This window comes from Gaetbulibacter aquiaggeris (genome assembly GCF_044003965.1).
Lineage (GTDB): Bacteria > Bacteroidota > Bacteroidia > Flavobacteriales > Flavobacteriaceae > Yeosuana > Yeosuana aquiaggeris.
This window is the reverse complement of record NZ_JBAWKC010000001.1, coordinates 1,426,987-1,440,459: the sequence shown is the minus strand read 5'-3', so window position 1 is coordinate 1,440,459 and position 13,473 is coordinate 1,426,987. Positions and strand designations below refer to the sequence as shown.

Below are 13,473 nucleotides of genomic sequence, written 5' to 3'. Positions count from 1 at the left end.
TGAATTTTAATTTGTGCTTAGCTAAAATATTACTTTTTTAACTAATTACATCATAACCATCAAGGAGTCTTTAAATACTTTGTATTTTTACCAGATAAATAAAATTCTACTAAACAAAGAAACGTCTCTCAGCATGAAAAAAGTTTTGATTATAGCCCCAAAATACATGGGTTACATGGAAAAAGTTGCTGATGAACTCAGAAAAAATAATAATATACTAGTCACAGATATTCACATACCTGAATATAAATACAGTACTTTATCGTTAAAAGTAAAGAACTTTTTTTTGAAAAAAATTGGCGAAGATTTAAAATTTGAATACCGCAAGAAATACATCAAAAAAGTTATTGGCAATGAAAACTTTGATACTATTTTGATTGTCAGACCGGATATGTTGTCTTTTAAAAATTTAGAACAATTAAAATCAAGAACCCCCCTTTTAAAAACCTATTTTTTTGATGGCATCAATCATTACCGGAGAAAATTAAAAACTATAAAATATTTTAATGAAATATATAGTTTTGAACCGGGTGACTGCGAAAAATATGGTTTTAAACCCATTACTAACTTTATCTATGAAGAAAACGATATAAATTCAGAAAATAAAAAATTGAAGTATTGCGTTTTTAATATTAGTAGTTATGACAAAAAAAGATTCCCTGTCTTATTAAAAATATCTTCTATTCTAAGAGACCAAAGAAAAGATTTCAAAATTATTGTAAAAACAAATAAAAAAGTAAACACTTATAACTTAATTGAAATAATCAAGGAACCGATGTCTTTTAAAGATATTAAACTAATTTTAATGGAAACTATCTGCATGCTAGATTTGGGACAGATTCGCAAGCATCGAGGACTGACATTTAGAGTATTTGAAGCCATGGGATTTCATAAAAAATTAATAACAAACAACCCTGACATTGTAAATTACGATTTTTATGACCCACAAAATATTTTGATTATTGATGAAAACAATATAAATATTCCTGACTCCTTTTTATATTCTAGTTACAATCCCATTCCAAAAAAAGTATTTGAAAAATATACTTTAAATACTTGGGTCAAAACAGTTTTTAAAGAAGTCTATACTAACAAATAATTAATAAGCATTTTATTTTTAGAATTCATTATTATAAATGCTTAGCATTTTGCTTACAAAATTTAATAATCTATTTTTGCAACAATAGTCGAGAAAACGGTAATTATGTTCACTGCACTCAATATATTCTAGTTAATAAAAATGATTAAACTTTCAGCTGTTATTATCACATACAATGAAGAGGAACATTTAGAAAAATGTTTAAGCTCTTTAAAGGGGATTGCTGATGAAATTATTGTTTTAGATTCCTACTCTACAGATAGAACAGCAGAAATATGCAAATCATTTAACACTACTTTCATTCAACATAAATTTGAAGGATATATAGAACAAAAAAACCACGCCCTCTCTTTAGCTAAAAATGATTATATTTTATCATTGGATGGTGATGAAGTCCTTTCTGAGGACTTAAAAACTAGTATTTTAAACATTAAATCCAATTGGAAATTTGATGGTTATTTTGTCAATAGGTTAAATAATTATTGTGGTCAATGGATTAAACATTCAGATTGGTACCCGGATAAAAAACTTCGATTATTTAAAAAAGGTAGTGGAGAATGGAAAGGTATAAACCCACATGACTGCTATGTTTTAAAAAAAGGGCTCAAATCGGGTAAATTAAATGGAGATTTATTGCATTGGATGTATAGGGACTATTCTGAGCATAATCAAAAAATAGAGGATTTTACTACTATTGCTTCAGAAGCCTATTTTAAACTTGGGATCAAGTCATCTGTATGGAAAATAATATACAGACCTTTTTGGAGCTTTTTTAAAGCTTACTTTTTAAGATTGGGATTTTTAGATGGGATTAATGGTTTAATTATTTGTGTTCAAACTTACCACGGTACTTTTTTAAAGTATATAAAACTTTATAGGTTATGGAAAACTAAGCGTTAGCATTTTTTTTCCAAAATTTTAGTTTCTTTTTTAATCTCATTCTATTTTGATATTTTTTTTGAAACAGCAGTGTAGATTTCCACATCAAATTAAAAATTAATTGGCGATCTTCTCCTGTACATTTAGCATATTCGTCACTCATAATTTCAACCATGGATTTATACATGGTAAGTCTGGAAAAATTTTTTATTCTCGTTTCAAAATCAAGTTTACCAAAATTCATCCGGTTTAAGTCAACCAAATAAAAATCATAATTATCTCCGTTTTTTTTAATGAGCGTATTCCCAGGTGAATGATCTAAAAACTGAACCCCTTTTTCATGTAATAAATAAGTAAACCTTGTAAAAGCCCTTAAAATAGTTTCATGATTTGGATAATTTAAATCTGTTATGAGCTCTCTATAAGTTAGATCGCAATCCTGTTGCTCACTTAAATAGAAGCTTTTTTTAAATAACAAAAGGGTGTTATATTCAAAAAAAGCTAAGGGTTTAGGAGTACCTATACCAAGTTCTATTAGTTTTTTAGCATACTCAAAAGATCTTTCCGCTTTACTTTTTCTAAAAAACCTGTAGGCAATTTGATTAAAAATATTAGGAATTTTAAACGCTTTAATATTAACATTGACCCCATCAATATTTAAAATTTTAATGGTATTACGGTCGCCTACTCCTCCTTCATAACTATCAAAATCATGAATTGCAAGAGTTAGTTTATTTCTGTTTTTTACGTGATCATGAAAAACCTTCTTTTCCTTCATTCTAAATAAAATCAATATCTATTGCATTTAATTTTTTAAACCCCATGTTAATCATTAAAATCAATTTATGTAAAAAATAATACTCAAAAAAAAACTCAACCTATTAACCATTTACTTAAATCAAAATACAGATAAGTTAGTTTAAATAGTTTTTTTCCATTAGGCACATATTCCCCTTTATTTTTTTCTGATTCTAAAATAACGATATGATTACATGACTTAAGTTCTTCATAATGATTTACCGAAAATGAAATTTTATTTTTGAAAGGTAACTGATGAAACTCCAATAAATTTGACTTTGTAGTTAATTGTCGATCACAAATTTTGAAAAAATAATTATCCATATTGGTTACTTGAAGCATTCTTGCCGTTCTTCTTTCCCATTTTTCTCTTGCTTCGTCTTCAGAAGCAAAGTGCTGAAAATGTATTTCAATATCACTCAATAATCCAATTGGATAGGATTCACCAATTGCAGGATACCTTGAATTAGTTGTAAAAGATAATTTTTGAGCCATATAATACTCAAAATTATTCAGCAATTTCATATAACAAGAACCATGAATAAAAAGCCCAACAAAAGGCGTATTATAAGGTCTTCTATACCATTGGTATGCACTCCCTCCCCAACAATTGTTTGATATGATTACAAACTCCTTGTTTTTCAAAATCTCCAAATCCTTTTTCCTGAAATAATCTTTAAATAAAGACCTGAATTTTCTACTTACAAAAACATATACTTTTCTAAACATTTATAAGGATTAAAGTAATCATGTATTATATTTTAGACTGCAAAATTACGAAGTTTTATGTAATGAATAAAAGTAATGCTAAATTTGAAAAAATATAACTCCATGCAACAAGAAATAAACAAAGCCTTACAAATTTTAAAAGAAGGCGGACTTATACTCTACCCTACTGACACCGTATGGGGTATTGGTTGTGATGCAACTAATCCTGAAGCTGTAAACAAAGTTTTTCAATTAAAGCAGCGTAGAGGTAGCAAAACGCTCATTTGCTTAGTAGCAGATGACAGAATGCTTAAAAAATACATTAAAAAAATACCTGAAGTTGCTTATAACATAATTGAGGTTTCAGAAGAGCCTATAACCATTATTTATGACGATGCACAAAATTTAGCACCGAACCTAGTTGCAGAAGATAATACTATTGCCATAAGAATTCCCAATGATGATTTTTGCTTCCAGTTATTGCGACGATTTAATGGGGCGATAGTTTCAACATCTGCTAATATTAGTGGAATGCCTACCCCAAAATCATTTAAAGAAATATCTCAAGAGGTTTTAAAAGGTGTGGACTATGTTGTAAATTTGCATCGCGAAAAAATTTGCAACAAACCATCATCTATGCTTAAATTAAGTAGTAATGGAGTTGTTAAAATTATAAGACCATAAAAGCTATAAATTTCAATTCAAACAATTGAAGCTTGAAATATTATTATTGCATTATAATTAATGAATTACAAAGACGCCTTAAAACACAATATTTTCAAAATCATTTCTCAATCTGCTAATCAACTAGATCTAGATTGTTATGTTATAGGTGGTTTTGTAAGAGACTTTTTGCTGAATAGAGGTTTGCCAAAAGATATTGATATTGTTGCCATTGGAGATGGTATTCAACTTGCCAAACAAGTTTCAAAAAATTTACCAAACAAACCCAAAGTACAGGTTTTTAAAACTTACGGTACGGCAATGCTTCGCTACGATGATATTGAAATTGAATTTGTTGGTGCCAGAAAAGAATCCTATAGTGAAGACAGTAGAAACCCCGTAGTTGAAAATGGGTCTTTACAGGATGATCAGAACAGACGAGATTTTACAATAAACGCTTTAGCTTTAAATTTAAGCGAATCAAATTTCGGAGATTTACTTGATCCATTTAATGGAGTGCAAGATTTACAAAATAAAATTATACGCACCCCTTTAGACCCTGACTTAACTTATAGTGACGACCCGTTACGGATGATGCGTGCCATCCGTTTTTCAGCGCAATTGGATTTTAAAATTGAAGAGATTAGTTTAAAAGCCATCTCGAAGAATAATCACAGAATTCAAATTATCACTAATGAAAGAATTGTTGTTGAATTAAACAAAATCTTAGAAAGCAAAAAACCTTCTGTAGGCTTTTTATTGCTAGAACAAACAGGTTTACTTGATTATATTTTACCCGAGTTAATGGCATTAAAAGGGATTGATGAAATAGAAGGTCAAAGACATAAAGATAATTTTTATCACACACTTGAGGTAGTTGATAATATTGCAGAAAACACCAATAATTTATGGTTACGATGGGCGGCTTTATTACATGATATTGGTAAAGCTCCTACTAAAAAATTTAGCAAAAAGGTAGGCTGGACTTTTCATGGCCATGAATTTGAAGGGTCAAAAATGGTGTATCAATTATTTAAACGCCTTAAAATGCCATTGAATGACAAAATGAAATTTGTTCAAAAAATGGTATTTATGAGTTCCAGACCAATTGTATTAGCCAATGAAGAAGCAACGGATTCTGCCGTGCGTCGTTTAGTATTTGATGCGGGTATATTTGTAGATGATTTAATGACGCTTTGTGAGGCAGATATCACCACAAAAAATCCAAAAAAATTTAATCAATATCGCAACAATTTCAAAATTGTTCGCGACAAAATTATTGAGGTGGAAGAACGTGACCATGTACGAAACTTTCAACCACCCATATCGGGTGAAGAAATTATGGCAACTTTCAATTTAAAACCTTCCAAGGAGATTGGTATTATCAAAGAGGCTATAAAAGAAGCTATTCTTGATGGTGATATCCCAAATGAGCACAAAGCCGCTTATGACCTCATGCTGAAAGAAGGTAAACGTTTAGGTTTAACAATTACCTCGCAGAAATGATTAAGCTAGTTAGAACAAATTCTGAAAATATAGATTTCATTAATCTTGTGAAAGACTTAGATGCCTTTTTAAAGATTACCGACGGAGATGAGCATGAATTTTATAATCAATACAATCATATTGATGTTATAAAACACACAGTGGTAGCCTATTTAAATGATCAACCTGTTGGTTGCGGCGCTTTAAAACCTTTTGATACTGATAATATTGAAATAAAACGCATGTTTACCCGAACTGAAGCAAGAGGAAATGGTATAGCCACTAAAATACTGCAAGAACTAGAAGCTTGGGCCAGAGAATTAAATTATAAATCCTGTATTTTAGAAACAGGTATCAGGCAAATGGAAGCTATTGCACTATATAAAAAAAACAAATTTCAATTAATGTCTAATTATGGACAATACAGAAATGTAGTCAATAGTTTATGTTTTAAAAAAAACCTTTTATAAAATGAAAAAAGATAATAATAAAGTCATTTATTGGCTGCTTACTGGTTGCATTTTAATATTCATCATGGTTGTTGTTGGCGGTATTACTAGGTTAACACATTCAGGTTTATCTATTTCCAATTATAAATTAATTTCCGGAGTCATCCCTCCAATGAATGATATTGAATGGCAAGAAGCTTTTGATTTATACAAACAATATCCTGAATATCAAAAACTCAACAATCATTTTAACCTTCAAGATTTTAAAGATATTTATTTTTGGGAATGGCTGCACCGGGTCATTGGTCGTTTTATTGGCTTAGTATTCTTAATTCCATTTTTATACTTTTTAATCACCAAACAACTTTCTAAACCTACAATAACAAAATCTATTATCCTGCTTGGTCTTGGGGCTTTTCAGGGATTTATGGGCTGGTATATGGTTAAAAGTGGTTTAGTTGACAATCCAGACGTGAGCCACTATAGGTTGGCAGCTCATTTAACAACCGCATTTGTGACTTTTGCATATACTTTTTGGGTGGCATTGGATTTAATTTATCCTGTTAATAAAGATATCAATATAGACTTTAGAAATTTTATAAGATTTGCTTTAGTTGTCTTATTAATACAAATCATTTATGGCGCTTTTGTAGCTGGATTAGATGCCGGTTTTATTCATAATCATTGGCCTATGATGAGTGAAGGCCAATTCATGCATGACACCGTTTTTATTGAACAACAACCCTGGTATAAAAACTTTGTTGAAGGTAAAAGCGGTGTTCAATTTGCGCATAGAATCTTAGCATATATTGTGGTGTTTTCGGTAATTGCAATTTGGCATAAATCTAAAAAATTGACATTAACTAAACTTCAATCAAATGGTATTTTATCCTTGTTAATAGTGGTTGGGATTCAATTTTTATTAGGCGTTTTCACTATTTTATTTCAAGTTCCGGTGTGGCTTGGTGTGGCACATCAGGTTGGTGCTTTTATTTTATTAAGTTCTATGATATTTACGTTGCATCGCTTTACTAAATAATTGAAAACTGTTACATTTGCAACTTAATTTATTACTATGATTTATAGGTTTAGAGTTATTCTTGATAATGATACAGATGAAGATGTATTTCGTGATTTAGAAATAAAAGAATCTGATACTTTAGAAGATTTACACAATGTCATAACCCAGTCTTTTGGATTTGATGGTACAGAAATGGCTTCCTTTTATGTAAGTGATGCTATGTGGAATCAAGGTCAAGAAATTTCATTATTTGATTTAAGTGAAGATGCCTCAGCTCAATTAATGAGTGATACTGTTATAAATAGTATTGTTTATGAAATGCAACCCAAATTAATCTATGTATATGATTTCTTCAATCTTTGGACGTTTTATGTAGAATTAGCTGAAATTGTTGAGGAAATGGAAGGTGCCTCTTATCCTAATCTACTATTTTCAAAAGGACAAATCCCTGAGGTTGCTCCTGAAAAATTCTTCGAATCTGAAGATTTAGAAGATTTTAATGAATTTGATAATGATTTAGATATTGATGATTACGAAAATTTAGATTTCGACGAAAACTGGAATTAATAAGTTCCTTTAAAATCTGGACGGATTTACATTTTCATAATTTCTCAACACATAAGCTAAGGCATTCTTAATAATATCACCCATATTTTTACTGCGCTTAAATTTGACATCCAGGGTGTATTCATAAATTTTTGATTTTAAGGTATCGATGTTTTCCTTAGTGGAAATAGTGTCTTTTATCATACAATCAAGCAAGGCCTCAATTCTATCGTGATAACTCTTTAAACGCTTTGCAATAATAGAGCGTTCTTCAATTTTATATTGGTCAATAGATAATTTTTGAAAACTATCAGTTACCAGTTTCACCATAATAAAGTTTTCTTTAAAAAATTGAGGACGATAGATGTTAATCTTGCCTTCATACGATTGCTGGTCAAAATCAATAGCTCTTATTTTATAAACCACCTGATCAAAATCATGTGTTGGCACAATAACATAATTATAAGAACGCATATCTCCTAAAAGTCTGATCATGCAACGTTCATTAAATTTGACAAACTCCTTCGCAATTTGTGATTTTTCAGATTTGCTACATTTTGGCAACATATTTTTAATGAATTCATCCCCAGGAATACCTGAAATATGCTCTTCAATTAAAGTGTTTTTATAAACCAGAAAATTTAGATTATACGGAGATAACATATGTTCTAACTCTAAGCCATAAATACGAGAAGCATCAGCTATTTTTACATAAAAATAGGTAAAGTTATCATTCAAAATATTTCTGATTTTTATTCTAAACGGTTTTGAATTACCAAACGTGCAATAATCAATAGCATCAACATTTAGAAAGGCTATGGAGCTTTCGTTGCCGTCAGAATGCAAAATAGTATAGACCCTTTTTAAACTTAAATCAATTTCTTCACGGTCATATTCACTGTAATAAACACGAATCCATAATGTGTCATTATCCAATTTGTCATAAACCGTTACAGAGCCTTGAAACCTAAGGAGGTCTTCATATAAAATAGGAAGCTTTATATTTCTGTTAAACTCTGAAAGATATTTGTGCAACTCATCATTTACAGGATAAGATGGCTTCTTTTTTGAAATTTTTAAATCTTCCATTAATTAAACTATTGAAATTTTAAACTTATTTTTATAAACGCGTATGTAACAAATTTACATAACAATCGTCATATTTATTAACTAACCTGTTGATTTTAGATCAACGCAAAAATTAGAATATCTTGGAGCCTATCCTTACAATTAACAATCTAACAAAAAAATTTGGTTATTTAACTGCTGTAAAAGATTTATCATTTACAATAAACAAAGGTAATGTTTATGGTATATTAGGTCCAAATGGCAGCGGAAAATCAACCACATTAGGTGTCGTTCTTAATGTAGTAAACAAAACTTCAGGTGAATTTCATTGGTTTGATGGCCATACTTCAACGCATCAGGCTTTAAAAAAGGTAGGTGCTATTATTGAGCGTCCAAATTTTTACCCTTACATGACAGCCTATCAAAATTTAAAATTAGTTTGTAAAATTAAAGAAGTTGATGCTAGTAAAATTGAGGAAAAATTAAGACTTGTAGAATTAATTGATAGAAAAGATAGCAAATTCAGCACCTTTTCACTGGGAATGAAACAGCGTTTAGCCATTGCCTCTGCCCTATTAAATGATCCGGAAATTTTAATTTTAGATGAACCAACCAATGGATTAGATCCAAAAGGAATCCATCAAATTAGAGAAATCATCAAAGAAATTGCCAGTGCAGGGACTACTATCCTATTAGCCTCGCATTTACTGGATGAAGTAGAAAAAGTTTGTACGCATGTAGTGGTTTTAAGAAAAGGGGAGAAATTATACTCGGGAAGAGTTGATGAAATGATAACCAGCTTTGGTTTCTTTGAATTAAAATGCGCCAATCAAGACGAACTTATTATATTTTTAGAAAATCACAGTTCTATTTCAAGTGTAAAAGTCAAAGATCATTTAATCACAGCATTTCTAAATGAACCCATGGAATCTGCTGCTTTTAATAAACTGTTGTTCGGAAATGGATTTATATTATCACATTTAGTACAACGCAAAGAAAGTTTAGAAGAGCAGTTCTTAACACTAACCAACAATCAATAAAAGCATGTATAGACTATTAAATATAGAGTTTCAAAAACTAATGCATAGTAGAGCCAGTAAGGTATTAATTATAACCTATTTTGTTTTACTTACTTCCATTGCTCTTATTGCAGCCATTAAGTTTGATATTGGCCCCATTAAATTTCATTTAGCCGAAATGGGCATTTTTAATTTCCCCTACATATGGCATTTTAACAGCTATTTTGCGGCCATTTTTAAATTATTTCTGGCCATTGTGATTGTTTCTATGATGGCTAATGAATATAGTAATAAGACACTGAAACAAAACTTAATTGACGGATTAAGCAAAAAAGAATTCATATTATCTAAGTTTTATACAGTTATTGTCTTTTCAATAGTTTCAACCCTATTTATATTTATTGTTTCTTTAATTTTAGGCCTCATATTTTCAAATTATACCGAGTTAAGTATTATTTTCTCTGACTTAGAATTTCTATTAGCCTTCTTTATCAAGTTAGTTGGTTTCTTCTCGTTTTGTCTGTTCTTGGGGATTCTAGTGAAACGATCAGCCTTTGCTCTTGGATTTCTATTTGTATGGCAGTTTATTGAAGGGATCGTATTTGGGTTATTACGCTGGAAAACAGACGCAGACACCGCTACCAGTATTATGCAGTTTTTCCCTTTAAATTCCATGTCTAATTTAATTAAACAACCCTTTTCACGTTTAAGCGCTGTGCAATCTGTAGCCAATCAAGTTGGAGAGAAATTTGATTTTGATTACGCCGTTCATTGGTATGAAATTGTGATTGTATTATTTTGGACTGCTATATTCATCTTTTTATCTTACAGATTGTTAAAAATGCGTGATTTATAATATCTTTCGATAGCTTTGCTATTGAAGATGAAAAAAATCGCATTACTATTTACTTTCTTTTTTATAAGTTTCTATTCTTATAGCCAGAATGAAGCGGCTAACTGGTATTTTGGCGATAATGCTGGTATTCGATTTAATGTAGATGGAACTATTACTTCCTTATCTAATGGGCAATTAAGTACAGAAGAAGGTTGTACAAGTATTTCTGATAATAATGGTGACTTATTGTTTTACACCGATGGTCGATTTGTTTATGATAGGAATGGTAATGTAATGCCCAATGGCAGTAATTTATATGGTGATAAATCTAGTACACAATCTGCAATAATAATTCCAAACCCAGGAAATCTTAATATTTATTATGTTTTTACCGTTGACACTTCAATAGGACCAGGAGATCCAGATTATGGATTCAATTATTCAATAGTAGATTTAAGTTTAGGAGATGTTACAACAAAAAATTTTTCTATATTATCGGATAGTTCAGAAAAAATAAGTGCAGTGGTAAAAGATTGTGAGTCAAAATCAATTTGGGTTATAACTTTTTCTTCTAAAGATGGACTAACGCAAACGACGAATAATCCATTTAATACTTTTTATGCTTATGAAGTAACTGCTGCGGGTGTCAACCCAAACCCAGTCACAAGGACATTTGATATTGATATTAGTGATGGTAGAGGCTATTTAAAGTTTTCTCCGGATGGCACAAAACTTGTTTGTGCTAATGCAACTTCAGGATTATATCTTTACGATTTTGATGCATCTTCTGGCGTAGTTAGTAATCAAAAAGAAATACCTATAAATTTTTCACCAAATTTATCAAAACCCCAATCTGCTTATGGCGTGGAGTTTTCGCAAAACAATAATGTATTATATGTGTCGGCATTTTACAATCCAAATTCAGATGAATTTAATTTAGCTTCAGAGCAATATGGATCTTTATTGCAATATGATTTAACCGCTGCAAATATTAGTAGTACTGAAATTGTTATTGATAAAAGACAAATGTACAGAGGTGCATTACAATTGGGTCCTGATGGTAAAATTTATCGAGCTATGAGTAACACTTACAACAATGGCTCTCCTTTTCTATCAGTTATAAATAATCCAAATATTATTGGTTTAGGCTGTGATTATAAACATAACGCGATTCCTTTAACCAGAAACTCAAGACAAGGATTACCCCCTTTTATAACCTCCTTCTTTTCTCAAAAAATTGATATCATAGGGAATAATGCAACGTCTAATGATTTACCATTATGTACTGGTGAGATTTATACCTTAAATGGTATTGAACTTCCTGGCGCCCTTTACCAATGGTCCTTAAACGGAATAATCCAAGTAGAAGAAACTGATTTCTATTTACCTATTTCAAAGCCAGGGCTATATAAGCTTTTAATTGATCCTAATGATGGTAATTGTGATAGATTTGAAGGCCAGGCTTTGGTTACTTATAACGAAAACCCTAAGGCATTTCAAACTACCTTAATACAATGCGATGAAGACGGAACAAAAGACGGTCAAACCATTTTCAACCTCAATGAAGCCAATTCCAGTTTAACAGACCCGACGGAAAATGTGTTTACTAAATTTTATAAGGATGCTACTAGACTTGACCAAATATTAAACCCTGACAATTACATTAATGATCCGTACTCCCCAATTATATTTGTCGAAGTTATAAATAGCCAAACTGGTTGTTCAACCAATACGGAACTTGTTTTAAACGTGAGTGTCACGGATTCAAATGATGTGGAATTGATTGTTTGTGATGATGATGGTATAGAAGACGGAAAATACAATTTTAATTTGAGGGAGGCAGATTCAAAAATTATTACCCCCTTAACTAATGGATTGGTAATAAGCTATTACGAATTTTATGAAGATGCTTTAATTGAACAAAACAATTTAGGTGACACCTTTAAAAATACAGAACCCTATTCACAAACCATTTATGCAAGAGTTGAAAATACCAACAATTGTTATGGTATTAGTGAATTATTACTTACTGTTAATAAATTACCAGAAATTAAAACTGATGATATTGTTTATTATTGTCTAAACAAATATCCGGAAACTATTATTATTGATGCGAATGTTATAAATGATGCACCCGATAATTATACATATTCATGGTCAACGGAAGAAAGCACCTATGAAATACAGGTAAATGAACCTGGAACTTATAAAGTTTTGGTAACAAACTCTAATAATTGCACGAAAGAAAGAACCGTGGTTGTAGAACCTGCAAACATTGCTACTTTTGAAACAATAAAGGTGGTTGATGCTGCTCAAAATAACATCATTACTGTTTTTGTGTCGGGTGAAGGCACTTATGAATATTCCCTTTTAGATTCTGATAATATCCTTTACAGACCCTATCAAAATAGTAATATTTTTGAAAATATTGCTCCAGGGTTTTATACCATTTATGTTAAAGATGTCAAGAATAACTGTGGAAATGTCAATAAGAAAGTATCCGTTATAGGCTTTCCAAAATATTTCACACCCAATAATGATGGCATGAATGATACCTGGCAGGTTTATGGTGTTTCCAGCCTCTTTCAACCAGATTCAAAAATCTTTATTTTTGATCGTTACGGGAAACTTTTAAAACAATTAAAGCCAACAGAAAAAGGATGGGACGGCTCATTTAATGGTAAAATTTTACCAACTGATGACTATTGGTTTTCGGTGATCTTGCAAGATGGAAGGGTTTTTAAAAGCCATTTTACGTTAAAGAATTAATCTATAATTGACGAAAAACTAACAAAAGAGCGTTTAGTCTGTTTGTTTTGTATTTAAACTAAAGATTAGCTATTTTTCAAGCATTATTTAATCATAAAACAATGCTGTTTTTACCCCAATTAAGCAAAGTAAAA

At 30.6% G+C, this 13,473-nt stretch carries 13 protein-coding genes; 10 read left to right on the top strand and 3 right to left on the bottom strand.

Annotated elements, in window-relative coordinates:
• The first annotated feature begins 133 nt into the window (after positions 1–133).
• Entirely contained in the window at positions 134–1,099 is a 966-nt protein-coding gene (locus V8G56_RS06220) for a hypothetical protein (protein WP_395437558.1), read from the top strand.
• A 141-nt stretch (positions 1,100–1,240) separates the two neighbouring features.
• Entirely contained in the window at positions 1,241–1,999 is a 759-nt protein-coding gene (locus V8G56_RS06215; protein ID WP_395437557.1) for a glycosyltransferase family 2 protein, read from the top strand.
• On the opposite strand, the gene V8G56_RS06210 is transcribed toward V8G56_RS06215, so the two are convergent.
• Both V8G56_RS06210 and V8G56_RS06205 read right to left on the bottom strand, forming a co-directional pair.
• On the bottom strand, positions 1,989–2,756 hold the full coding sequence (locus V8G56_RS06210; protein ID WP_395437556.1) for a lipopolysaccharide kinase InaA family protein: 768 nt from the start codon (positions 2,754–2,756) through the stop codon (positions 1,989–1,991). The genes V8G56_RS06215 and V8G56_RS06210 overlap by 11 nt on opposite strands.
• Positions 2,757–2,851: 95 nt before the next feature.
• A complete protein-coding gene (locus V8G56_RS06205) occupies positions 2,852–3,505 on the bottom strand; it encodes a DUF1919 domain-containing protein (RefSeq protein WP_395437555.1) in 654 nt (217 codons plus the stop codon).
• 102 nt (positions 3,506–3,607) lie between these two features.
• On the opposite strand from V8G56_RS06205, the gene V8G56_RS06200 reads away from it, so the two are divergent.
• From V8G56_RS06200 to V8G56_RS06180, 5 genes are read left to right on the top strand one after another with little or no spacing between them, the layout of a single operon-like run.
• Positions 3,608–4,168 carry an L-threonylcarbamoyladenylate synthase gene (locus V8G56_RS06200; RefSeq protein ID WP_395437554.1) on the top strand — a complete coding sequence of 187 codons (561 nt, stop codon included), beginning with the start codon at positions 3,608–3,610 and terminating at the stop codon, positions 4,166–4,168.
• 60 nt (positions 4,169–4,228) lie between these two features.
• Positions 4,229–5,653 carry a CCA tRNA nucleotidyltransferase gene (locus V8G56_RS06195; protein WP_395437553.1) on the top strand — a complete coding sequence of 475 codons (1,425 nt, stop codon included), beginning with the start codon at positions 4,229–4,231 and terminating at the stop codon, positions 5,651–5,653.
• Positions 5,650–6,102, top strand: coding sequence for a GNAT family N-acetyltransferase (locus tag V8G56_RS06190; RefSeq protein ID WP_395437552.1), 453 nt, complete (start codon positions 5,650–5,652; stop codon positions 6,100–6,102). The genes V8G56_RS06195 and V8G56_RS06190 overlap by 4 nt, the downstream gene beginning before the upstream one ends.
• A 1-nt stretch (position 6,103) precedes the next feature.
• A complete protein-coding gene (locus V8G56_RS06185; protein WP_395437551.1) occupies positions 6,104–7,120 on the top strand; it encodes a COX15/CtaA family protein in 1,017 nt (338 codons plus the stop codon).
• Between the two features lie 36 nt (positions 7,121–7,156).
• Positions 7,157–7,669 (top strand): IS1096 element passenger TnpR family protein, encoded by a 513-nt coding sequence (locus V8G56_RS06180; RefSeq protein ID WP_395437550.1) that lies wholly within the window; start codon positions 7,157–7,159, stop codon positions 7,667–7,669.
• Positions 7,670–7,678: 9 nt separating this feature from the next.
• Here V8G56_RS06180 and V8G56_RS06175 read toward each other — a convergent pair whose 3' ends face one another.
• A complete protein-coding gene (locus tag V8G56_RS06175) occupies positions 7,679–8,737 on the bottom strand; it encodes a hypothetical protein (protein WP_395437549.1) in 1,059 nt (352 codons plus the stop codon).
• A gap of 122 nt (positions 8,738–8,859) precedes the next feature.
• On the opposite strand from V8G56_RS06175, the gene V8G56_RS06170 reads away from it, so the two are divergent.
• The 3 genes from V8G56_RS06170 to V8G56_RS06160 are packed head-to-tail and all read left to right on the top strand — an operon-like array spanning position 8,860 to position 13,339.
• The gene (locus V8G56_RS06170) at positions 8,860–9,756 is read left to right on the top strand and encodes an ABC transporter ATP-binding protein (RefSeq protein WP_395437548.1); all 897 of its coding nucleotides are present in this window, start codon (positions 8,860–8,862) and stop codon (positions 9,754–9,756) included.
• A gap of 4 nt (positions 9,757–9,760) precedes the next feature.
• Entirely contained in the window at positions 9,761–10,591 is an 831-nt protein-coding gene (locus tag V8G56_RS06165) for an ABC transporter permease (RefSeq protein WP_395437547.1), read from the top strand.
• 27 nt (positions 10,592–10,618) lie between these two features.
• Entirely contained in the window at positions 10,619–13,339 is a 2,721-nt protein-coding gene (locus V8G56_RS06160; protein WP_395437546.1) for a T9SS type B sorting domain-containing protein, read from the top strand.
• Positions 13,340–13,473: the final 134 nt, after the last annotated feature.